Below are 23052 nucleotides of genomic sequence, written 5' to 3' on the forward strand. Positions count from 1 at the left end.
TATTGATTTAACGATACATTTTTTCGAATTTCTTGTTAAAATTTATCAGAATCAAAACTCCAAGTTTAACTGAAAAGCGTGTTCCACTCTAATGCGTAATACATCCTCGTAAACAACCTGTCCAGTATTGTAAGTCCAAGCTGGAATCCTAAGCTTCCCTTGCTTTCTCAATTTCATTAATGAATTATGTGATAAGCCAGTTAGTTGACTTGCCTTCTGTATTGAAATGACTTCATCTCTTTTGTTGCCGAAGATTTGACTGCAAAAGCTTTTAAATTGTTTAGGTTTAACAAATAGTGAACTAAGCAAATCATTATCGGTTACGTAGCCAACATTAAGTTTTCCATCGAGTACACCAATTAAAATATCAGCAATGCAAATGTCGTTATAAAGCATCGTTTGCTTAAAGACAGCTAAAGGCTCCATATTTTCAATTTGAGAGCTTTGTTTAAGCATTTCAAAGATTGGGGACACATTGATTACAGAGCGGTTGTTAAGTCCATTGCGAGTTTTGGATAAAACAAGCTTAGAAGCTAGTAAAAGTTCAAGACCTGTCAAATCGATAGCAAGCAATGATGTTGCTTTGTCTATCGTCAACCAAATAGGCTTAAATAAATCGTTTGTAGTGCTTGGATATTCGAATTCATACATATTCTTGAACACTACTAGTGCAGGCCAATCACACTTTAAGTATTTAGTCAGCGTTAATACATTAGCTAAAACGATATTCAGTGGAATGTACTTATTTGAATTTCTAACGAGTTTGTTAAGCCATGCTCTCGCTTTTTGCTCGCAACCTAGAAACTCAAGTCCAATATATAAATCATTGTGATTAATTGACTCACTTGGATATTTTGCCGAACTTTCACATAGGTCATTGAGTACATACGCAGCTAGGTAACAATCAAATACACGTTCTTCATCATTTAAACCTACTATTAGTGGTTTAGAGCTTAGAGACTTACCACACTTTGGATTTGTACATTGGTTAGCTAACAGTTGAATATCAAACTTAAGCTTTTCACCACAAGATAAGCATTCCGATACCAACATACACTGGTGTTTTTCACAGTGTTTAATGAACGGTTTCTGCCATTCTTCATGAAAATAACCGTTTTTTTCCATGCATTGTGGACAAACTTGCACAGTAGTTAATAACGATTTTTCCCAGAAGGGGAAAGGCGTTTGTGGTGTGACTGCTTTCTTGAAAGTAAGGTTATCAAGGGTATCGACTTTTGACTTTTGCCACTTTATAAGACGTGTGATTTCAGGCTGCTTTAATACGTGTGTAATGTGCTTAAAGCCATTTCGTTTTAATAGCCTCAACGTATGACCAATAACTGATTCATTGCTAAAAACCGTTGGGATGACTGCAAATTTCATTATTCGAACTCAGCCATTAGTTGTTCATGATGATTACACTCCGCTGCGTTCATTTTTCTTGTAATGCCTCTTATATACTCATCTAGATGAGCTTGAGAGATGTCCTTATCAAAAGGATTAACTTGGCCTTTACAGAAAAAATCAAAATTATGCTTCAGGCACGGTATTAACTCTTCTGTTGAGGCTGCATTTTTACAGTTAGATTGTAAAAATATGTCTCTTAGGGAACTAAGGCTCTTTTCGTTATAGGCAACATATATTCGGTCAAATAAATCTTTATTCTCATCAACCGTAAGCGCTGGTAGCCCTATTTGATTTACAAACCAATTAACGCAATCAACCCAATGCTTTGTCCTTGGTTTAATGCGTTTAAATTCAATTGGCCTGATCATGCGACGCGACATCTGCTCTGAATCATTAAACTTCTGATTTGTTTCACCAAATGACATTAATCGCTTTGCAGCAGGTGTACCTGCGAACACAATTGAACATTTAATCTTATCGTTATCAATCAAAGAACAGAGGTACTTAATGAAATGCTGAAACTCAATACCGTCGTAGCTCGAAGCTATACTTTGAATTTCATCCAGCATGATTAATTCTACTTCGAGTTCTTCCAACAACGTAATAAATTGATGCTCCAGCACCGCAGAACTAACTCGGCTTTGTGGAGGTGAAGCACCTAATCCATCTATTAACAGCTTAATCATCTCGTCTACACTCTTTTTTGGTTGTTTAAACGAAAAATAAAAAACTGGGCATGTTGTCTTTTCACTAGTAGTCACACTTTCTAAAGTTGAACAGTATGCCTTGAGTAAAAAGGTTTTGCCTTCTCCAGATTCACCAGCAATCAACAACGCCTGTTTAAAAATGGCAGGGTCACGGTACATACTGTGAACATATTCAACTCGCTCCCATGCGTCGTTAACCTGAGCGTCTAAAAATAGGTTTGATGGTTTAATAGTCATAATCACCACAGTTGGTCTTTATCGTAGTCATCTATTGTCAAAGGGCCATTATATTTTTTTGTTTCTTTTTTAGTATCTTCTGGGTCCAGGCACTCGATATTTGGTCGAATACTGGTTGTAGCCTTTGAGTCAATGCTATGTGAAACAGCAATTCGCTCTTGCGCTGTTAAGAGTTGCGCATTATTTTCATCAAAAGAAGGGGCTTTAGGACCTCGTGCTGGAGGCTTGCGACGTTTTTGTTTAAAGAATGAGTCTATTTTACCTTTGTAATGACCTGTAATTTCATGTTTGTTATTTTGGTAAATGCCTACACTCTTTGGTTTGTAACCTTTTAATTCATCGAAGCTGATGGGGTAGTCAAAACAGTCAAGGTTATCCGCAGTTTTTGTTATAAGTTCACCTGTTGAAGGATCAACCCCTTGAACAGTCACATGCCTTGCATCAAAGGGATCAAAAAATACCGATACATCAGGGTGTTGGTCACCAAGAGCGTCTACTTTTAAAGTATTGTAAAGCGTTTTAAGCTCATTTGGATTTGAAAACGTTTGTGTTAACAAGTATATCTTTCCAGCAGGTTGCAGTTTATGTTTAGGTTTATCCGTGCACACATGAAATGCCGACTTTACTCCCGCATAGTTATACTCAGGGTATGGCGTTTCTTTCTTAGATTCAATCCAGGCTTCAATAGGAACATGACCTGCTTCACGATGAAGCTTATGAGAGTATTCAGATAAAAATTTGTTTAGGAGACTTCTGAAGTCACTTACTTTGATATCCGCAAGCTTTTGTAATGATTCTGTTTCAACGGTATTCTTATCTGTGCGCTTTCCTTTGTATGAATTAAAACCAATAGTGACCTTGCCGTGCTTATCTTCTATTTTGAACCCTCGGAAAAAGTCAGCACGTAATGTTTTAAAAAACGATTCAATAAATGGTTTTTTAGCAGGCTGATTTGACGGTGCGTATGTGACACTCACACGTAGTTCTTCACAAGCTTTCTGCATTAACTCGTTGTTAAACCCAGCGCCGTTATCCATGATTAATGAAAAGGGCTTGCCGTGCATTGGTAAGTTGTCATCATTCATATAAATCTGACGTATTAAATTAAACCCATCCTCTTTGTTTTCAGCATTAAAACTTAATACAACACCAATAATGCAACGAGTATAAACATCAATTGCAGCATAAAGTGAAAGGGGCGGAGTAGGTAAGCCTGTGTCATCGTCAATCAGACTCATGTTGATGCAAACACGGTCACACTCAACGCGTTGAAGCGCAAAGTAAGTTCTAATTTTCCGTTTCAGCGTTAGCAAACGCTGATTACGCTCTGCTTGCGTCAAACCCCTCATGTTTAGGATGCGGTCTTGCTCACGTATTGCACCCAGTCTGCGGCTGTAAGTCCTCTCAGAAACAGCGTAGATATCAGAGTTTGATGAAGCGTGCTCTTTTACGAGTTCCCGATAATCTCTATAAAATGCGCCTTTATAAGTCGAATTACTATCTGAGTAAACAGTTGAAATATGATGATTTAATAACGCCTCACTTGCAGAGTTAACCCTTGTTCTACCAACGCGTCTTTTGCACGCTAATACATCGTGATTAAAGTCTGAATTACACCACTTTTTCCATTGCTTACAAAGCGTTGTTCTCTTTGGGTGTGTTGTCGCTTGAGTATGTGGGTGTAACTTTTCAACGCGCTTTATTAACTCATCATATGTTGAAGGTACTGTCGGTTTTAGCCCTTCAGTGACAAGCTCTTTTAATACTCGTAAGTATAGCAAGCGTTCGTCGCGTGTACGTTCCTGATATTTGGTTAAATCTAACTTGGGCTTTTCAACACTGTTAGGTAAAAATTTATGCTCTTCGAGATACTTATCAAATTGCTGCTTTTTGATTAGGCGTTTGCATTTTTCACCATTATCGCCGGACAATAAGACTGAATCGTCATCGAAGAACAGTATTGATTCTATTCCACCAAATTCATTTAAAAACTCTTGTCCTCTTTGATAGCCCATCATGGCAATGTTCTCACTGATAAAGGTGTCTCAATAGTAAGAAACGTGTTCATATCAAATGTATAAACACCATACGCCAATAAATAGTAAGCTTCAGCAATAGGGGTAGGGCAAAACTTTTTGAGGAACTTAATCAGCTCACCAAATGAAATCGACTCAGAAAACGCAATATCGCTAATATCAAACGATAACTCTTGGCTCTTACAGTCACATATCAGCTGATAGTTAACTAATTCAGTTTCATTTACATCACCTGAGCAAATCAGTTTAATTGCCCAGCCATTCGTTTTACGTGTATAACGACTAAACTCCTTAACCTTCTCTTCATATTCAGCATCGGTAAACTGCTCATGATGAATTTCAATGTATTCGCTGGTGCCATCAGTATAATTAACTAAGAAATCAGGTGTGAAGCGGCGTTTACGCCCGTCAATTTCGTGAACAATTTCTTCAGGCTGACTAGCAAAACACTTTACGCTCATGTCATTGTCTAACTTGCACGCAAGCCATAGTTCTAGAAACCCCTCTAGTTTAAGTACGCATCCATTCTTTTTTGAATAAAATCGAATAACATGCCGTCCACGGTGCATGTTTGCATTTCGTTTGATACTTTTCATAACAACAACCAGAATTTTTCACAAAAAAGTACATAGCCCACAATTTGTAGACTAGTAGAAACAAGCTATATTTAAAGGTTGCGGATAAAGCAACTAGGTGAGGTTAGGTTGTGTTACGTCGGTCTTAATTTAATGTTTGGAGTCATGTGTAACTTTTAAAAAATGTTTAATTGACAGTGATGTTGAAGCAATTTTTTTTCACACGCAAGTGTCTCTATTTTTTAAAACTGAGAAAAAGAAACCTAGTTTTGAGGAGTTAGAGACAAAATCATTTTATAAAGTAAAAAATCCAAACAGGATAAAGTTTTCATTTTAAAACGATTTCAAAAGACTGATATTTAACAAATTTTAATGTTACAAAATAATTTTCCCGTCAAAAACCCACTAAATATCGACTTAGAATATTTAAATTATTTAAGGGCTTTTTTATAGCTATATGTAATAAGGAGCTAGAAGTATTTGAATCCATTCCGGATTGACGAAATCGGCTGTTTTAGTTCAAAAACGTAGAACTTGACCATTAGGGTAGATTAAGTCTATTTCGATAATATGCTTTGAGTGGAAGTAAGCGGTGCCGCAAGATAACAAGAAAACTCAACCGACTATAAAGCCTATAACTTAGAATCTAGATAATTATCACATTCCGTCAAATGTTTACTCATACCAACAACCATCGAAGCAAAGACATATAAAAAATTTTGAGACACGTCTAAAAATTCCTTGGGCACACTGATATATAAATTACCAAAATATAGATCCATATTAGTAGCGATAAACTAAGTTCAGGTTATTCTGATACTGATCCATCTGCTAAAGACGATAGTGGTTTGTTAGAATAAAGCCTAAAAAACAATCAAAAACAAAAGTTTTGTGTGTTACTCTGGAGGGAGTGTAATTCTCTAATATGGCCGCAAACTAGGCTATTGCCAAGGACGTAATATATGGAAATACAAAGATTTGATATCTGCAATTTTCGCAAACTAGAAAATGTTCAAGTTGAACTTTCATCTGGGCAAACTGTTTTCGTTGGAGCGAACAACAGTGGTAAAACATCTGCTATGGATGCTCTTATATTTTTCTTAGATAGAGATAAGTATTCAGGACCCAGTAGGACTGGTTTAGGAAAATCTGGACGGCGGCTAAATGTTACTGACTTTACAGTAAGCAATTGGCTTAAGCTCAACTCAATTGGGGACGCGTGGATTGGAGGAAATCTATCAGAGGCAACTTCAATCGATGACTGGGTAACAGAGTGTCCATCAGTCGATGTTTGGATAGATGCGTCAATCGCGGATATTGTGGCTGTGAGCCATCTTATTCCAACTTTAGATTGGCAAGGTGAGCCATTGGGAGTCAAGCTAGCATTTCTACCCAAGGATATAGAAAACTTAAGAGAAAAGTACGTAGAAAGTTTTAACAAAGCAAGTGCGGCACTTGAAGATGAAGAAGCTCAAGAATTTAAATTGTGGCCCAGAAACTTAAAAGACTTTTTAAGCAAAGAACTAAATAGGTTTTTCGAAATAAAAGGATTTCTCTTACCAACAGAGCAATTGCATGAAACCACTCCATTAGACTTGAGACAGGAGTCAGAGAGTTATCCATTTTCGAATTTATTTAAAGTAAATGTAATTGATGCTCAACGAGGTTTTGCGGATGCCCTTTCTTCAAAAGGTTTGAACAAAGGAGAGTCACTTTCTCCTTTGCTTAGTGAATATTTCGATACTCACTTAAATCCAAGCGATACGCCTGATAAAGAAGATATAGAAGCACTAAAGGCAATTGATTCGGCACAATCACAATTTGATAGTCGCTTAAAAAGCTCTTTCAAGAGTGCTATTGGAGAAATAGAAAATTTGGGCTATCCAGGTTTTAGCGATCCTCATATATTGTTGTCTTCAAAACTAGATCCAATTGAATCTTTAAGTCATGAGGCTGCTGTAAAGTTTTCAGTTGGGAATTCAGCTCCAGAACCTTTACGTGCTGAGCTTGAGTTGCCAGAAAACTTGAACGGATTAGGTTATAAAAACCTAATTTATATGATCTTTAAGCTCATAACTTTCAGAGATGGTTGGCAACTAAAAGGGAAAGCTAGATTAAAAACGGATTCATCTATCGAACCTCTGCATTTGGTTCTAATAGAGGAGCCTGAAGCCCATTTACATGCGCAAGTACAGCAAGTTTTTATTCGTAAGGCTTATGAAGTTCTATCTAATGAAGTTAGTGGAAATTTCAAAACACAGATGGTTGTAAGTAGTCACTCTAGCTATTTGGCACATGAAGTTGATTTTGACAAATTACGATACTTCAAAAGGAAAGCAGCGAAAAACTCGCTTAGTGTCCCAACATCCGAAGTAATGAACCTTGCAACAGTATTTTCACAAGATAGCCGTCGAGAAGCTAACGAGCTACAGACCGCAAAATTTGTATCTCGATATATTAAAACTACTCACTGTGATCTATTTTTTGCGAACGGAATTATTCTCGTAGAGGGAGCGGCAGAGCGCTTACTGTTGCCACACTTCATAAAGAACCAATACGCAGACACTTTGTACAATAGCTACATATCAGTGTTAGAGGTCGGTGGGGCACACGCTCACAGATTACAGTCACTTATTGAGTTACTGGGTATGCCGACTCTAATTGTTACTGATGCTGACGCAAAAAATGGTGAAGGTAAAAAAGCACAACCGCAACTTTCTGAAGAATTTTCCACTGGCAGCGATACATTGACCTTGTGGCTTGGGCTTGGTGATAAAAACTTTAAAGAAATAATTGAGTTACCATTTGATGCTAAACAAAAAGAAAATGTTTGTGCTGTATACCAAAATAAAACTGAAGTTAGAGAATTCGATAACCAAACAGCTATACCTTATACATTTGAGGATGCCTTTGCGCTAGCTAATGTAACAACACTAAAAGAATTAGAATCTACGACTGGAATGTTATCTCACTTGAAAGCTGCGTGTGATGAGAGCACTCTAGAAGAGTGTGCTACATCTATGTTTAAGGCTCTTGAAAAGGGACAAAAAGCTAAGATGGCTCTGGATATTTTGTATGAAATCGAGCCTGAAAAGCTAAATATCCCAAAATATATTGCTGAAGGCTTAGACTGGCTCTCCCAGGCTATTTTATCTGAAACAAAAGAGTTTCCTGTAATCAGTGGAGAAGACCATGAAAGCTAATTATGAACTCGATGAGATTGATAGTGAAATTTATAAATTTCTAGACCTTAAAGAACCACAAAGTTTTTTGTTATTTGCTGGAGCAGGTTCAGGGAAAACCAAAACTTTGGTAAATGTTTTAGGCGAAGTGAAGAAAAATGACCTAGATAAGTTGATTGGTTTAGGTCAAAAAGTCGCAGTTATAACCTATACGAATGCAGCCTGTGAGGAAATAAAGCAACGCCTAAATTATGATGCTAGCTTTTCTGTCTCTACTATACACAGCTTTGCGTGGTCTTTGATAAACCCTCATACAGAAGATATAAAAGAGTATTTAGCTCAAATGCTTAATAATAAAGTTGAAGAGCTAAAAGAAAAACTAGCGAAGGCCAAAAATCCTAACAACAAAACAGCACTACAAAATAAGGCTAGATTAGAAAAAACACAAGACAGGCTTAAGAGCTTAAAACAAGTTCGAAATTTCATTTATAGCCCGACTGAATTACTTGGGGGAAGATCGGCGTTAAACCATGCTGAAGTTATAGAAATTGCATCTTACTTTCTTTTCAATAAGCCATTATTACAGCAAGTTTTAATTAGAAAGTTTCCAATATTACTAATCGATGAAAGCCAAGATACATTTAAGAATTTGCTTGAAGCATTTATTCATGTAAGAGAGGTTCATAAGCATGTTTTTTGCTTTGGTATAATTGGAGACCAAATGCAACGTATTTACGGTGGTGGAAAGAATAATATCGCTGAATCGTTAGGCGTTGACTGGAAAATTGTAGATAAGAAAACCAATTATCGTTCGCCAAAAAGAATCATTGAGCTTATTAATTCAATTAGGAGGGATGATGATGGTTGGCAACAAGAGCCTTTCAAAGATGAAGTAGGTATTGTTCGGCTCTTTATAGTTAATTCTGAACGTCCAGATAAAGACAGTATCGAGAATTATGTAAGAGATAAAATGGCTGAAGAAACTGATGATCTGCAATGGAAAAGGCCAGTGCAGAAATCAGGTGACATTGAAGTCCAAGAAACCGTTAAGTGTCTAATTCTAGAACATGCTATGGCTGCCATACGTGGTCAGTTTTCTGATTTTTTACTCCCATTATTGTCCATAGACAAGTACAGAGATGGTGCTGTTGACGGCTCTAGAAAAGAGTTTTCTTTCTTAATCAATGTTGTTGTTCCGTTTATCAATTCAATTAAGCAGGAAGACGACTTTGGTATTATGAAAAGCGTCAAATTGTATGGAAACTTAGTTTCTGAACAGAACTCAGATTTTGTAAGTTCGCCTTTTGATTCCTTGAGAGATACGAAAGCTAGGGCAACAGAGCTGAAGGGTTTAATTGCAGGAGATGGCGCGACTATTTTTAACGTTTTGAAGCTTATAAAAGATCTAAAACTAATAGAAATACCCAGTGAACTTTCAATTCACCTAATAGATGGAGAGTTACCTGATGAAGGGAGTGATAGTGAGGATGATAAAATTACCATCGCTTGGGGCAAAGCATTCTCAGCTTCTATTGAGAATTTAGTCAACTATGCCTTATATACGAATGGGAGATTGGGTTATGCGACTCACCAAGGAGTAAAAGGGCTAGAGTTTGACAGAGTAATGGCCGTGCTTGATGACAAAGAATCCAAAGGTTTTATGTTTAGTTATGAAAAGCTTTTTGGGACTGTAGCCAAAAGTAAAACCGACCTAGAAAATGAGCAACAGAAAAAGGATTCCGCAGTATCTAGAACAAGACGACTTTTCTACGTAGTATGCAGTAGAGCGCAAAAGAGCCTTGCAGTAGTAGCCTATACAAGTGACCCTAGTGCACTGAAAAGTAACGCTTTGGAGACGTGGTTCAAAGAGGAAGAAGTCATAGTTTTATAAGATTTTGTACTGGATTGTATATGTAACTAGTGTATGTGCAGGCAATATAATTTGATCCAGTACAAAGTAGAAAGATTGTAAAAATATGAATTGGAGATAATTTACTGACATGCTATTAATTTTACCTAACAGGGTTGCTAATTATTCTTTAATAATGTGTCCGTTTAACTTCTAAATAATCACTAATTTGATAGTAAAACTTAAGTTTTACAGCTTGAATCTCAAATACAGTACATTCTAAATGAAGACTTTTTCGATGGCGGTAGTGCTTTTGTTATTTTCAGTTTGGTAGGCACGAACCGGAGTCATGTAGTTGACATAAAAGATGAGCTAGTAAAGTGGGAAGAACAGGTAAGAAAGCTTCCTGATATAAAAACCAGTATAGCGATTAAAATTCGTGAAATTACGAAACATTACTAGTAGAAAAAATCTCAAAGTGCCGCGAAATCTCAACTTATATGGCGGTGATCAGGGGCCGAGATAACAGTCAAAAACGTCACACATCAGATTTAACATAATATAAATTATAGGATTACTTATACAGTATTGCATAACACGTATCTGCATCACTATAATATGTCCAATACTAACCAATATCGGACTTATTATGATTTTACCACTGGTTGATACCTTAAAGCAGCTTAGGTATCAAATCGCTCATCTTGAAGATGGTACGCTTGCGCATGAATATCCTGAGCTGGAAAAATTCTTGGATCGTCATGAAAAATCATTACCGGTACATAACGAGCTACAGTTTTTATTTCAGTTTTTGTATGTTTACGGTCGTAAGTCTGAAGCAACTTTTAACCGTTTTCGTAATGAGCTTGAGCGCTTTTATTTGTGGTCGTGGCTGGTTGCAGAGAAGTCAGTGTTTGAGCTAAAACGCGAAGACATCGAAGCGTACGTAGATTTTGTGGTAGAGCCTGATAAAGCATGGACGCAAACTTCTGTGCAGTGGCGTTATAAGCAAAACCAAGGTATCCGTCAGGTTAACGAAAATTGGCGGCCATTTGTTCTCAAAGAAAATGGCGCTAGCCAGCAAACGTTGGCCGCGATGTTTACCGCGCTAAATGTGTTTTACAAGTTTGCCATTTTAGAAGAAAAGTCGTTTGCTAATTTTGTTCCGGTGGTTAAAAAAAATAGCCCGTATTTAGTTGTACAATCGCAAATCAATCTTCCTGATACGCTGAGTGATTTGCAATGGGAATATGTTTTTGGTGTAACACGTGATTTAAGTGAACAGCAACCAGACCTGGAACGGAATCTTTTCGTATTGGCTTGTTTAAAAGGCTTGTATTTACGCATTTCGGAGCTGTCTGATCGCCCTCATTGGTCACCAGTAATGAGTCATTTTTGGCAAGATCAAGATGACTTTTGGTACCTAAGAATTATGGGTAAAGGCAATAAGCTAAGGGATGTAACGCTTAGCGAAGACTTTATCAGTTATTTAAAGCGTTATCGGCAGTTCCGGGGGTTAAGCGCCCTACCTCGCGTTGATGAGCCCTACCCAATTGTTCATAAACTAAGGGGCCAAGGCGGTATGAACGTTCGTCAATTACGCCGTATTGTTCAGCAAAGTTTTGACTTAGCAGTGGCTAAACTAAAGGAAGATGGCTTTACGGAGGAGTCAGAGCAACTCGAAGCCGCAACTTCACACTGGCTAAGACATACAGGTGCAACGCATGATGCACAACACCGCCCGCTAAAACATCTATCAGAAGATTTAGGTCACGCCAAAATCGCAACAACCGATCAAATCTATATTCAAACCAATATTAAAGAGCGTGCCAAATCGGGCTTAAAACGGAAGATATAAATATAAGAAAAAAGGACATTCGAGAATGTCCTTTTGAATCTTCAATCAATAAGTGCACTACGCTAAAACTCACTTGCGCTTAAAACGAACAATCAACTCGTGCATTTCTTTTGCAGTCGATTCCAGGTCTTTACTCTCTTGATGTACTTTGTCAGCGCTATCTAGGCTGTTGTTCGCTAGTTGGGCAATATTCACCACTTGCTGATTAATGTCGTCAGACACGGCCGCTTGTTGCTCAACCGAAGTTGCAATTTGCATCGACATATCACTAATTTGGATAACAGCTTGGGTGATTTGTTGTAGCATATCGGTGCTTTGATTCAGCTGTTCAATACCATGGAGCGATTCTTCTTGGCCTTGCTGAGCAATATTTACTGACGCTTGTGTGCTGCTGGTTAGCTCTTCAATAATTGCATGGATCTCTTTCGTCGACTCTTGTGTGCGCTGTGCTAGATGTCTAACTTCATCAGCAACTACTGCAAAGCCCCTACCTTGCTCGCCAGCTCGCGCAGCTTCAATTGCTGCATTTAGTGCTAGCAAGTTGGTTTGCTCAGCGATTTGTTCGATAATTTGTGCGGCTGCTGCAATTTTATCAGTTTGTTTAGAGACACCTTCAACAGAATTGCGGATGTCGGCAATGGTATTACTTAAATCACCAAAAGCAATTTTGGTTTTATTAGCGATCTGCTCCGTTTGAGAAGTCAAATCAAGGGAGTTCTGAGCATCTTTAGCACTCAATTGCACGCTGTTAGAGACATCGTTGATGGTTGTTGTCATTTCATTCATTGCAGTGGCAACAAGCTCCGTCTCAGTTTGCTGCTTTTGTAAATCGGCATAAGTTGCTCGCGCTTCTTTACTCGCCGTATGCGCTCCTTTTGATACGTTTTGCGCCGCATGTTCAACACGCGTAAGAATTGTATCTAGGTGTGCCCTTTCACTCTTTAAACGAACTTGGATTGATGCCATGGTGCCATCCCAAGTCGAGTAAACTTGCTCAGATATATCGTCACAAAAACTGTGCGCCAACTCAGATTCTAGTCGTCTCAGTTGTTCTTTATCGCGCCAAGTTGCATAGGCTGAATATGCGAGCATATTTGCCATTAACCAGAAAAATCCTGCAGACTCAGAAGCAAAATACCAAAGTGCTAATGACGAGACGATGTTAAATACTGGCCAAATCACACGCAATTTAGGAAGGCGGATACCGCTTCCCTTACTGGCATTCACGCTTGTATAAAGTTGACTTGCCCGTTCAACTGTTGCTCTATCTGGACAGCATCTAACAGACTCATAGCCAATGATTTTGCCATTTTCTGTTATTGGGGTTACATAGGCATCAACCCAGTAGTGATCACCATTTTTGCAGCGATTTTTTACGATCCCCATCCATGGCTTGCCCGTTTTAAGCTGTTTCCACATGGTTTGAAACGCCACAGGTGGCATATCTGGATGTCGTACTATATTATGAGGTTGACCAACTAGCTCATCATGTGTAAAACCGCTAACATCGATAAATGCTTGGTTGCAATCAACAATATTACCTTTTAGATCGGTTACAGAGATGAGCTTTACATCGCGAGAAAAGGTTTTTTCTCTTTGCGTTACTGGGTGGTTGGTTCTCATTAGACTAGTCCAAAACTAACAAAAAATTGATTTTCCCTTAAAGATTTTCAGGAAAATACGCCCTCAACCCGCGAATAGCAATAGAGACGGGGTTAATTAACGATAATTACAACTATAGTGTGAGTTAATTTTATGCGTAAATTGATTTATGCCAGTTTAGATCGAAATTAGGCTTACTCCCGTATAGGCTTTATTGTAAAATAATTCTATCAAAATGATAATCTAAGGAGCGTTAGGTGTCTCGCTTTTCAGCCATTACAGATAACCCCCATGAAGGCCGATTTAATTCCAAAACGGGTATTCTTATTACGAATTTAGGTAGCCCAGATGCACCAACGGCTAAGGCACTTAGAGTTTATCTCGCTGAATTTCTCTCCGATCCTCGTATCGTTGAAATTCCAAGACTAATTTGGTTAATGATTTTACATGGGATAATTTTGCGTGTTCGCCCTAAAAAATCAGCACACGCCTACCAGTCAATATGGACTGATGAAGGCTCACCGTTGATAACCATTAGTCGAGCGCAAACTGATAAAATAGAGAAGCAGTTGCGCGGTGAGGGCTTTGAAGACATCGAAGTTGAACTCGCGATGCGTTACGGCAACCCATCGATTGAGTCAGGACTTGAGAAGTTAAGAGAAAAAGGTATCACACGAATTATTATCGTGCCGCTATATCCTCAATATTCCAGCGCGACAACAGGCTCAACCTTTGATCAGATCTCAAAGGTGCTAAGAGGTTGGCGCTGGGTACCTGAGCTACATTTTATTAATGGCTACCATAAACATCCGCTCTATATCGAATCTTTAGCTAATTCCATTAGAGAAGATCTAGAGGCGAATGGAGAGCCAGATAAATTGGTTTTTTCATATCATGGTACACCAAAGTTATTTTTAGATAGAGGCGACCCGTATCATTGTTTTTGCCAACAAACGACTCGGTTAGTCATTGAAAAACTCAATCTTGATAAAGAAAAAGTGATGACGACCTTCCAAAGTCGTTTTGGTAAAGCAGAATGGTTGCAACCTTATACGGACAAAACACTTGAGAGTTTTCCGAGTCAAGGTATTAAAAACGTCGCTATTTTAAGCCCGGCTTTTAGTGCAGACTGCTTAGAAACGCTCGAAGAGTTAGAAGTTGAAAACCGTGAGGTATTTGAGTCTGCTGGCGGCGAAAAGTATCGCTATATTCATGCACTAAACGACCATGATGATCACATTAAAGCGATAACAGCGCTGATAAAACCACTGTTGTAATAAAGACGCAGAAACAATCTGCTATTTTTTAGGTGTGATAACAAAATATCACACCTTTATTTTTCTAACGCACTTTGTGTTTGTTCAGCAAAAGCGTCTGTTGTGAGTAACTCAAGGCAGGCATCTATTGGTTTTGCGGGGCTGTAAAAGAATCCTTGAATGTGATGACAACCGAGCTCTCGTAACTTTTCGAGTTGAGTAAATTGCTCTACCCCTTCGGCTATTACACCAATTCCCAACTTATCACTGAGCTTAATAAGGCAGTCTATCATTACTTGTTTGTTGTAATCAGACATTAAGCTGTCGACAAAGCTCTTGTCTATTTTTAGGTAATCCACTTGATTTTCTATCAAGTTACTTAATGATGAATAGCCAGTACAAAAATCGTCAAGCGAAACCTTTATCCCATGCTCTCTTAGTTGATTAAGCGTTTTCCAAGTGTAGCGATTTGTAGCAAGCGATTCGGTAACTTCAATGGTAATTGCTTCATACGGGATCTTGGCTTTTTCGATGGCACAGGTAATTAACTTCACCTGATTAATACTGGCTTTAAACTCACTAACAGACCGATTAATAGAGATCCCAACCTCCGAGAATCCTGCATGATGAATTTTTGCTAAGTCTTGGCAACTACGCTCAAGTACAAACTGTCCAACTAAATGAATAAGACCAAATTCTTCAGCGATAGGAATGAAAGTACCTGGTGATACCATTCCGTATTCATCATCAAACCAACGTACTAGGGCTTCAAACTTTGTGATGTGGTTGGTATCAGCATTAACGATCGGTTGATAATAAACGGTAAGCGCTCCTTCTTTCAGTGCTTGTTTTAACTTGTCTTTAAGCTTTATTTTATTTAAATAGGCATTTTGAATTGCGGCATTGTGTAAGGCTACCTGTCCGCGCTCGGTCTTTTTCACGCTGTTAAGTGCATGCGCAGCGTTTCTGAGTAAATTTGCTGCGGTGATCCGAGAGCCAGCTTCAAGCTGTGCAATACCTGTAGAGCAAGTAATTTCTATGGTAATTTCATTAAATACATAGGGCTGAGAGAGTTTCTGTGATAGCTTTTGAGCAATTTTAAGCGCGCTTTCCACATCGCTGCGCGTAAGTAATAACGCAAACTCGTCACCACCGTATCTTGCGATAATATCATTTTGGCGAACCGCGTTTTTCAATCGTTTAGCTACAGAAATAAGTACCTTATCGCCAATCTCTGGACCAAAGACATCGTTGACTTCCTTAAACCTATCCAAGCCAATAAAAAGCAGTGAGCAACTGGTATTGTTACTTCTAGAGCCCGATATTTGTTCTTCCAATCGCTGCATAAAACTACGGCGATTTAATAACGCTGTTAATGGTTCATGGTTGGCGTAAAAGGTAAGTTGAGACTCGTTACGCTTCCACTCCGTAATATCTCTAAAAATGCCAACGTAATTAGCGACTTTACCTTGTTCGTCTTTGACTACACTTAGCGTTAATTCCTCGGGGTAGATTTGACCATTTTTACGACGATTATGGATCTCCCCTTTCCAGTGACCAACTGTGCTCAACGACGCCCACATGGCTTCATAAAATGATTTATCTTGCTTACCAGATGATAGCACCGCTGGATCTTGGCCTAATAATTCATAGCCGGTATAACCCGTTAGTCGCTCAAAAGCCCGATTCACCATAATGATTTTATTTTCTTTGTTGGTGATCATAATGGCTTCTGTAGCATGCTCGAACACAACATTAGTGAGTTCGAGCTGTTTATTTAGCGATGAAATATAGCTAATATCTTGAATAGTCGCAGTGAACACAAGCTCATCGCTATGCTGTTCATCACATTCTACTTGACCAATAATTCTTAATAACCCGTAGTGTTCGGTGCGAGAGGCCAACGAAACTTGTAAATCAACATGCCGAGTTCCACCTAGTCTGACTTTCTCTAAAGCTATCCGCAGTCGTTCACTATCTTCTATCGCGAGTTTATCGAGTAATAATGATAGAGATAGAGAATCAGTTTTTGTCTTAAGTAGATGATTAAGGTGAGAGGAGAAGTAGTGCTTGTTCTGTTTAAGTTGCCACGTCCAAGTGCACAAGTCCGCTATTTGCTCGCCTTTTGCAAGTTGTTTGAGCAAAATTCCTTGTTTGGTCAATTCTAAATTATGGCTAAGCTCCGTTGAGATCAGATGTCCTAATTCTTGAAACCATAGCTTTTCTTCTAGGCTGACTTGTTTTTCTTTATTAAACAAGCAGACCATTATTCCAATGGGTGTATGATCTAATGCTCGCAAGGTTAAACCAAGATAACCCTCTATGCTTAAAACGCGAAGGATCTCATCCTCTTCATAAAGTTGCTGTAAACCACTTGTGACGCAACATACATCATTGCTTGCTTTAGCATCAAAACAAGGTGTCCCTTCAAGGTCATAAATAATATTATCGACTTCTTTACCATCCGCGAGGTACATCACGGTCTTTACGCGCTTATCGTTATCGATAAACTTACCCACAAAACAATGATCCGCATCAAATCGTTCATACAACTGTTTCAATGCAAATTGATATCGCTGATTAGTGGATGTTAAATTGTAAAAATGGCTAAACGTTAAATTCATAGAAGTCTGTATGGCTCATTCCCGACCAAGATTTTTGTTTAATGAATAATAATAGCTTATTAAACTACATAGAATATAAATACAGATCAACAAATTTGCTTTGTGATGAGAAATTGAGTCTAGTAAAGGCAAGATAGCGCCGATTGGCGCTATCTAAGAAGAAAATTTGTTTATCTACAGTTGCGGTTGTACGTCCAAACCATAACCGAACATCACAGCGAGTACCAGTACAGTTGCCGCAGCGACCATAAGTTTAGCCATCAACGGCATACAGAATCTAAACCAATGTGTATAAGGGACGCCAGCCATGCCGAGTATCCCCATTAATACCGCATTTGTTGGCACTATCATATTTGAGAAACCGTCACCAAACTGATACGCAAGTACCGCAACCTGTCTTGGTACACCAACTAAGTCGCCCACAGGCACCATCAATGGCATAGTCACATATGCCTGACCTGAGCCTGACGGAATAAACATGTTTAAAAGCGTTTGGATAAGTAACATGCCAACGGCCGAAACTTCTGCAGCAACATAAGAAAGAGGAGTTGAAAGTCCATGTACAATCGTGTGAAGGATTTGACCATCTTCAAGAATAAGGGCAATACCACGAGCTACGCCAATAAGCACCGCAGTAGTAACCAAGTCTGAAACCCCTTCGATAAAACGGTTTGCAGCTTCGTCTGCTGACAATTTACCAAGAATTGAAATCACGACACCCCATGCGATAAATAAACCACCTAGCTCGTATAAATACCAACCCTGAGTGGCAATTCCCCAAACTGCGCAGACAAGCGTCACAATAAAGGTAAGCAAAATAGTTCTATGACGACCGTTAAGCTGCGGATAGCTTGGCGCAGCCTGACCTGCCAGTGGGCAAGGCACATCTTTCATCAGAGAGTGTTCTGGACTTTGTTGTACCTTTTTTGTATAGCTCCATACATGATGAAAGCCAATCAGTACAAACGGAACAAAAATAGCAAATCTTAACCATATACCGGAATAGACTGGTACTTCAGCAATTTGCTGGGCAATTAATACCGTAAATGGGTTGAATGCTGACACACCGTATCCAATACCGTAGCCTGCGATGATCATGCCAACGGCAGTCATGGCATCCAGCTTCATTGCTTTACAGAGCGCAACTAAAATCAGCACAAACGGAATGTATTCACCTGCAGTACCTATCGCACTTGACGCGATTGCAAAACAGAACACCACCATAAAAATCAGCTTTTGTGGTTTATCGCCATTTTTCTCAAGTAAGCGACCGATCAACGCATCAACAGTGCCTGTTGCACGTGCAATTGCAAGTACACCACCCACTATCATCACAAAGAAGATAACGTCTTGCGCAGCAGCAAAAGCACGAGGAATAGCTTTTAACAGATCCCAAGGAGTAAGTTGAACAGATTCTTCTGCAATATGGTAGGTGCCAGCAAGTACAACTTGTCTGCCAGTGTCAGTGGTTGCAGTATCAAAAAAGCCTTGTGGAATAATCCAGGTCGACAGCAATGCAATTAGCATCATACCTAGTAATAGGACTAGTGTATGAGGAACTTTCAATGTTTTTGCCATGGAAAGTACAGCTCCAAATTAGATAACGGTAAAAATTGCAACGCATCTTACCGATATTCGGAGCAGATTTCACTTTTTAATCTCGAATTTCCAATTATGCTACATTATGATTAGCTAAAACGGCATGCTCTACGCGGTTTCTACCGTTAGCCTTCGCTTGATATAGACTACGGTCCGCTAGTTTGAGTGCGTGATGCAAATCCTCAGAGCACAGCGGCCAATGAGAGATCCCTAGAGAAATCGTGATATGCCCCGCTTCGCCAAACTCAGTTTCAGCAATACATGCGCGTAGACGCTCTGCGATTCTATCTGCTTTGTCTATATCTACATGCGGTAGAAACATTAAGAACTCTTCACCACCACTACGGCATAAGTGATCCTGTTCACGTGCATTGGTGCGCATCAGCTCGGCAAGTTTTCTTATTACCACATCACCAACATCGTGACCGTAAGTATCGTTGACTTGTTTGAAGTGGTCGATATCGAGCGCAATAATGCTAAATGGAGTTTGTTGCTCATAGGCAGTCTCTAGCCACTTTTCCATTCCTCGTCTATTGAATAAATGAGTCAGCTGATCTTGCTTTCTCTCATCGTCAAAGCGTTGGATCTGTGCTCCTAAGTTCTTAACACTGCTGTGCATTGCCTGATAAAGCCATGCGGCTTCATAATACCATGTGGATACATGCGGAAAATCGATATTTCTGCCATCTTGCACTTGCTCTGATAACTTAGCTAATCGCCATAATGGCTTAGCAATTAAGGTTCCGAATCCAAGCACACAAATCAGCAAGAATACGGTAAACGGAATGGTCGTTTTTAAGACGTGCTGCATCGTGTTCGATAATTGTGACATCGTGACCTCTAATGGCCGTTGTGCCACGACCCCCCAACCGCTAGTTGGCACGGAAGCATACCCAGCTAGCATTTCTATACCCTGGGTATTGACTATTTGAGCAGAACCAGAGGTTTTGCTGAGTAATGATTCAATGACCTCATTTTTGGTGACGTCTTGTCCAATACGATGATCATCATGATGATAAATGAGTTTACCATTGGGACCGGTAACATAAATATAAGTTTTGTCCTGGTGATGATGGTTTGATAATAATCGGCCTAAGATATTGTCACCTTTAAGATAAATCCCGGCGGCGATAAAACCTACGAATATTCCTTCTTGGTCAAACATTGGATGAGTTGGGCTCACCATCAAATTCCCAGCGGGCGAAACAAATGGACCTACAATAAAAGGGGCTTTTTCACGAAGTGGCAAAGTTTCTACTTCATTTTTGAGTGTAGCTCCTATCACACCAAGTGAACTTGGTTGAGCACCGATAATTTCACCTTTTGCGTTTACTAACACAATAGAGTCAAAACTATGTGTCCTTGTAAGCATTTGACTCAACTCTTTATTAACCACCTCAGGGTTATCTAGCTGCGTCGCAATGGTTTCGCTCGACGATTTTAGTTGCATTAATACTGATTGTAAGAAAAGATCGGTAACATCTGCTAATTTAGTTGCATAAGCGCGATTTGCCTCTAACGTATCTTTTACCATCACTTGTTTTTGAACTTGGTAGCTCGAAAACAATGCGTTGAGTAACGAAGTAAATACGCATAATGTGGCAAGAATGAGTATCAGCTTTTTAAGGTCTAACCAATGTTTTGCTTTATTTATTTGTACCACTAAAAATTCTCTTTAATGTACTTCAATAACATTTTAGCTATTCGTTCGAGTGAAACAGTTAATCTATATCAAACTCTGGTCAGACCAATAACGAATTAGAACGTTCATATTCTGTGTGCCCGTATTATAACCACATGGTCAAAAATATTTAGTTTTTTGAACGGATTATTGGTATTGTCTCAGCTATCAGGTGTAAAATAATCTGAACATAAATACAGCGAAGTTCTAATGAAGAAAAAGACTACCAATCCACTAGTTGGCCACTTTACCCTTGCTTGCCTTGCGCTTGCGGCGATATGGATGTTCGTATCTGATAAAGATGCATTGCTTGTCCTTAATTCCTTGGTTCTTGTCTATATTGTATTTGCTTTAGCAAAACGGCTAATGAAGTCTTCCAATAAAAAGTAACTTACTCTACTCACCTTGTTCAGAGCTAAGTTACTCATTAGCCCTGAACATCATAGATAGCCTGTTTTACTGCCTAACCAGCTTTAATAGGTTTTCTCCCTTACTATCAAGCTCATTAAGTGGCTTAAGCCCCATAATGTGTGTAAGTGTTGGGTAAACTTCTAAATTGCTAGCTTGCTCTATCGTTACACCCGATTTAAAGGCAGGGCCACTTGCGACAAAAAATGCGGCCATATCAGGTGTCACTTCATACCCATGCGTACCATAATAGCCTTGCTTACCTTTTTGCATAAAGACAATAGGTGCTTTTGCTTGCAGGATAATGTCACCAATACGAGAAGATTCACCGCCATTAAGTTGCTGTTTTTGCTCACTACTCAACACTTCATAACGACCCTCCGCTTTTTCACGTAACTGCTGTATGAGTGTCTCTGCTTCAAGTTTTTTTTCGCGTAGCGCATAAAGCGACACTCTCGTTCCGCTGTTTTTTATAGTCCATTCTCTAGGTATATCTAGCTCTTCGAGGATCACAGCTTTGTCTGGCTCTATATTTGTCATACCATGATCAGACACGAGTACTAGGTTCACTTTAATTTTGTCCTTTTTCAAAGCTGCAACAAAATCTCCGATTAAGCCATCAACAAATTGCACGGCTTCTCTCGTTTTTTCATGATCCGGCCCATATCCATGACCTATTGTATCCACTAAAGAAAAATAGCTGGCAACAAACAATGGTTTTTCGCTTTTGGGTAATTTTAGCCAATTGTGGATTTCATTAAGACGGTTTTTGTAATCGGCTTGTTTTGAATAGTGATAAAAATAGTCGGGCGTCATACCATTGATTCTAGCGTCTGATTCAGGCCAAAAATAAGCGGCAGATTTATACCCATGCATTTTTACAAGATTCCATAAAGGAATACCACTTATCCACGAGCTATCCACTTTACCCATCCCCATCTTATAACACTCATCACGCTTCTTATCGCAAAAGTAATTATCGACGATGCCATGATTGATTGGTTTTAAACCAGTAACGATAGATAAGTGATTTGGAAACGTCTTAGTCGGATATTGAGGCCATAGCTTGGTCGCGCGGACGCCCTGTTTTGCAAGATTTGCAATATTCTTTGCATCGTGTTTTTCGATGTAATCCCATCTGAATCCATCGATGGAGATCAATACGGTGGTAGCGCGCTCAGCAAATGCAGTGCAACTAACGATTGATAAGGTAAAAAGGAGGATTCTTAGCATGTATAAATTCCCGTGTCATGTGAGTAACGCTGCAAAAGTAAAAGACTGTGTAGCGTAATCCGTGTGATTGCGGCCGCATTAAATCACAATGATTTGAAATTTATATTGATTTGCGGTCAGTGGATGGCAATTATAGATATTCGGGGAAGGTTAACTTTCACTATGTTGTAGTTGAGCTTAATTAATGCTTGATCTAAGTCAAAGTGACCTTTATATTAAAGTTTCAATAATTACTGAAAGTTTAAAACAATGAACTTATCACCAAAAATAGAAAATTTTGTACTTCATTGCGGCGAAATGGGAAGCCGTTGGGGTTTCAACAGAACTATAGGGCAAATGGTTGGTTTGTTGGTTATTAATGAAAAACCATTAACAGCGAACGAAATCGCCGATGCGTTAAAAATTTCACGCGGTAACGTGAGTATGGGAATAAAAGAATTGCAATCTTGGCAATTAGTTAAAGTGCACCATATTCCTGGCGACCGTAAAGAATATTACTCTCCAAATGGCTCTATTTGGGATCTCGCTAACCGCGTATTTGAAGAGAGAAGAAAAAGGGAAATCGACCCAACACTCACTCTACTTCGAGACCAAATTCTAGATAGCGCCAATTCACCAGAAGAAGTATATGCACAGCAGCAAATGCAATCCATTCATGACCTACTTGAAACCGTCACCAAATGGTCAGCCGAACTTCAACGCCTATCACCAGAGCAATTACAATCGTTGATGAAGCTCGGTTCTTCTGTGAGTAAAGTAATAGATTTAAAGGATAAATTATTACGTAAGTCTTAAAGT

General features: G+C 39.0%; 15 protein-coding genes. 6 read left to right on the plus strand and 9 right to left on the minus strand.

The window, feature by feature from the left end:
* Positions 1–51: 51 nt before the first annotated feature.
* From JJQ94_RS00560 to JJQ94_RS00575, 4 genes are read right to left on the minus strand one after another with little or no spacing between them, the layout of a single operon-like run.
* Positions 52–1383: a TniQ family protein gene (locus tag JJQ94_RS00560; protein ID WP_099028677.1), complete on the minus strand. Its 1332-nt coding sequence runs from the start codon at positions 1381–1383 to the stop codon at positions 52–54.
* Positions 1383–2351, minus strand: a complete 969-nt coding sequence (locus JJQ94_RS00565) for a TniB family NTP-binding protein (protein WP_099028676.1) — start codon at positions 2349–2351, stop codon at positions 1383–1385. Before JJQ94_RS00565 ends, JJQ94_RS00560 begins: the two co-directional genes overlap by 1 nt.
* Before the next feature lie 2 nt (positions 2352–2353).
* Positions 2354–4369 (minus strand): integrase catalytic domain-containing protein, encoded by a 2016-nt coding sequence (locus JJQ94_RS00570; RefSeq protein ID WP_099028675.1) that lies wholly within the window; start codon positions 4367–4369, stop codon positions 2354–2356.
* Positions 4366–4983 carry a TnsA endonuclease N-terminal domain-containing protein gene (locus JJQ94_RS00575; RefSeq protein ID WP_099028674.1) on the minus strand — a complete coding sequence of 206 codons (618 nt, stop codon included), beginning with the start codon at positions 4981–4983 and terminating at the stop codon, positions 4366–4368. The genes JJQ94_RS00570 and JJQ94_RS00575 overlap by 4 nt, the downstream gene beginning before the upstream one ends.
* Before the next feature lie 941 nt (positions 4984–5924).
* On the opposite strand from JJQ94_RS00575, the gene JJQ94_RS00580 reads away from it, so the two are divergent.
* The 3 genes from JJQ94_RS00580 to JJQ94_RS00590 all read left to right on the plus strand — a co-directional run bounded on the left by JJQ94_RS00580 (position 5925) and on the right by JJQ94_RS00590 (position 11851).
* Positions 5925–8165: an ATP-dependent nuclease gene (locus JJQ94_RS00580; RefSeq protein WP_099028673.1), complete on the plus strand. Its 2241-nt coding sequence runs from the start codon at positions 5925–5927 to the stop codon at positions 8163–8165.
* The gene (locus JJQ94_RS00585; RefSeq protein WP_099028672.1) at positions 8155–10035 is read left to right on the plus strand and encodes a UvrD-helicase domain-containing protein; all 1881 of its coding nucleotides are present in this window, start codon (positions 8155–8157) and stop codon (positions 10033–10035) included. Before JJQ94_RS00580 ends, JJQ94_RS00585 begins: the two co-directional genes overlap by 11 nt.
* Before the next feature lie 607 nt (positions 10036–10642).
* Positions 10643–11851, plus strand: coding sequence for a tyrosine-type recombinase/integrase (locus JJQ94_RS00590; RefSeq protein ID WP_099028671.1), 1209 nt, complete (start codon positions 10643–10645; stop codon positions 11849–11851).
* A gap of 69 nt (positions 11852–11920) precedes the next feature.
* Here JJQ94_RS00590 and JJQ94_RS00595 read toward each other — a convergent pair whose 3' ends face one another.
* Entirely contained in the window at positions 11921–13474 is a 1554-nt protein-coding gene (locus JJQ94_RS00595) for a methyl-accepting chemotaxis protein (RefSeq protein WP_099028670.1), read from the minus strand.
* 236 nt (positions 13475–13710) lie between these two features.
* On the opposite strand from JJQ94_RS00595, the gene hemH reads away from it, so the two are divergent.
* Positions 13711–14730 (plus strand): ferrochelatase, encoded by a 1020-nt coding sequence (gene hemH, locus JJQ94_RS00600; protein WP_099028669.1) that lies wholly within the window; start codon positions 13711–13713, stop codon positions 14728–14730.
* 56 nt (positions 14731–14786) lie between these two features.
* Here hemH and JJQ94_RS00605 read toward each other — a convergent pair whose 3' ends face one another.
* The 3 genes from JJQ94_RS00605 to JJQ94_RS00615 form a co-directional block, all read right to left on the minus strand.
* A complete protein-coding gene (locus JJQ94_RS00605) occupies positions 14787–17333 on the minus strand; it encodes a putative bifunctional diguanylate cyclase/phosphodiesterase (RefSeq protein ID WP_099028668.1) in 2547 nt (848 codons plus the stop codon).
* Between the two features lie 174 nt (positions 17334–17507).
* Positions 17508–18911, minus strand: a complete 1404-nt coding sequence (locus tag JJQ94_RS00610) for a YfcC family protein (RefSeq protein ID WP_099028667.1) — start codon at positions 18909–18911, stop codon at positions 17508–17510.
* A gap of 94 nt (positions 18912–19005) precedes the next feature.
* Positions 19006–20595 (minus strand): sensor domain-containing diguanylate cyclase, encoded by a 1590-nt coding sequence (locus tag JJQ94_RS00615; RefSeq protein WP_099028666.1) that lies wholly within the window; start codon positions 20593–20595, stop codon positions 19006–19008.
* Positions 20596–20823: 228 nt separating this feature from the next.
* Here JJQ94_RS00615 and JJQ94_RS00620 point away from each other — a divergent pair, with 228 nt between their 5' ends.
* Positions 20824–21003: a hypothetical protein gene (locus tag JJQ94_RS00620; RefSeq protein WP_017216777.1), complete on the plus strand. Its 180-nt coding sequence runs from the start codon at positions 20824–20826 to the stop codon at positions 21001–21003.
* A 66-nt stretch (positions 21004–21069) separates the two neighbouring features.
* On the opposite strand, the gene JJQ94_RS00625 is transcribed toward JJQ94_RS00620, so the two are convergent.
* Positions 21070–22254 carry an alkaline phosphatase family protein gene (locus tag JJQ94_RS00625; RefSeq protein WP_099028665.1) on the minus strand — a complete coding sequence of 395 codons (1185 nt, stop codon included), beginning with the start codon at positions 22252–22254 and terminating at the stop codon, positions 21070–21072.
* A gap of 249 nt (positions 22255–22503) precedes the next feature.
* Here JJQ94_RS00625 and JJQ94_RS00630 point away from each other — a divergent pair, with 249 nt between their 5' ends.
* Positions 22504–23049: a GbsR/MarR family transcriptional regulator gene (locus JJQ94_RS00630; protein ID WP_010605404.1), complete on the plus strand. Its 546-nt coding sequence runs from the start codon at positions 22504–22506 to the stop codon at positions 23047–23049.
* The last annotated feature ends 3 nt before the right edge of the window (positions 23050–23052 follow it).

The sequence above is a fragment of the Pseudoalteromonas sp. GCY genome (assembly GCF_016695175.1).
GTDB lineage: Bacteria > Pseudomonadota > Gammaproteobacteria > Enterobacterales > Alteromonadaceae > Pseudoalteromonas.

Excerpts from the sequence above, each read along its gene's own strand:
- JJQ94_RS00620 (WP_017216777.1), top strand. The coding sequence starts at position 20,824 with ATGAAGAAAAAGACTACCAATCCACTAGTTGGCCACTTTACCCTTGCT.
- JJQ94_RS00585 (WP_099028672.1), top strand. The coding sequence starts at position 8,155 with ATGAAAGCTAATTATGAACTCGATGAGATTGATAGTGAAATTTATAAA.
- JJQ94_RS00595 (WP_099028670.1), bottom strand. The coding sequence starts at position 13,474 with ATGAGAACCAACCACCCAGTAACGCAAAGAGAAAAAACCTTTTCTCGC.
- JJQ94_RS00630 (WP_010605404.1), top strand. The coding sequence starts at position 22,504 with ATGAACTTATCACCAAAAATAGAAAATTTTGTACTTCATTGCGGCGAA.
- JJQ94_RS00565 (WP_099028676.1), bottom strand. The coding sequence starts at position 2,351 with ATGACTATTAAACCATCAAACCTATTTTTAGACGCTCAGGTTAACGAC.
- JJQ94_RS00605 (WP_099028668.1), bottom strand. The coding sequence starts at position 17,333 with ATGAATTTAACGTTTAGCCATTTTTACAATTTAACATCCACTAATCAG.
- JJQ94_RS00570 (WP_099028675.1), bottom strand. The coding sequence starts at position 4,369 with ATGATGGGCTATCAAAGAGGACAAGAGTTTTTAAATGAATTTGGTGGA.
- JJQ94_RS00610 (WP_099028667.1), bottom strand. The coding sequence starts at position 18,911 with ATGGCAAAAACATTGAAAGTTCCTCATACACTAGTCCTATTACTAGGT.
- JJQ94_RS00580 (WP_099028673.1), top strand. The coding sequence starts at position 5,925 with ATGGAAATACAAAGATTTGATATCTGCAATTTTCGCAAACTAGAAAAT.
- JJQ94_RS00590 (WP_099028671.1), top strand. The coding sequence starts at position 10,643 with ATGATTTTACCACTGGTTGATACCTTAAAGCAGCTTAGGTATCAAATC.
- JJQ94_RS00560 (WP_099028677.1), bottom strand. The coding sequence starts at position 1,383 with ATGAAATTTGCAGTCATCCCAACGGTTTTTAGCAATGAATCAGTTATT.
- JJQ94_RS00575 (WP_099028674.1), bottom strand. The coding sequence starts at position 4,983 with ATGAAAAGTATCAAACGAAATGCAAACATGCACCGTGGACGGCATGTT.
- JJQ94_RS00625 (WP_099028665.1), bottom strand. The coding sequence starts at position 22,254 with ATGCTAAGAATCCTCCTTTTTACCTTATCAATCGTTAGTTGCACTGCA.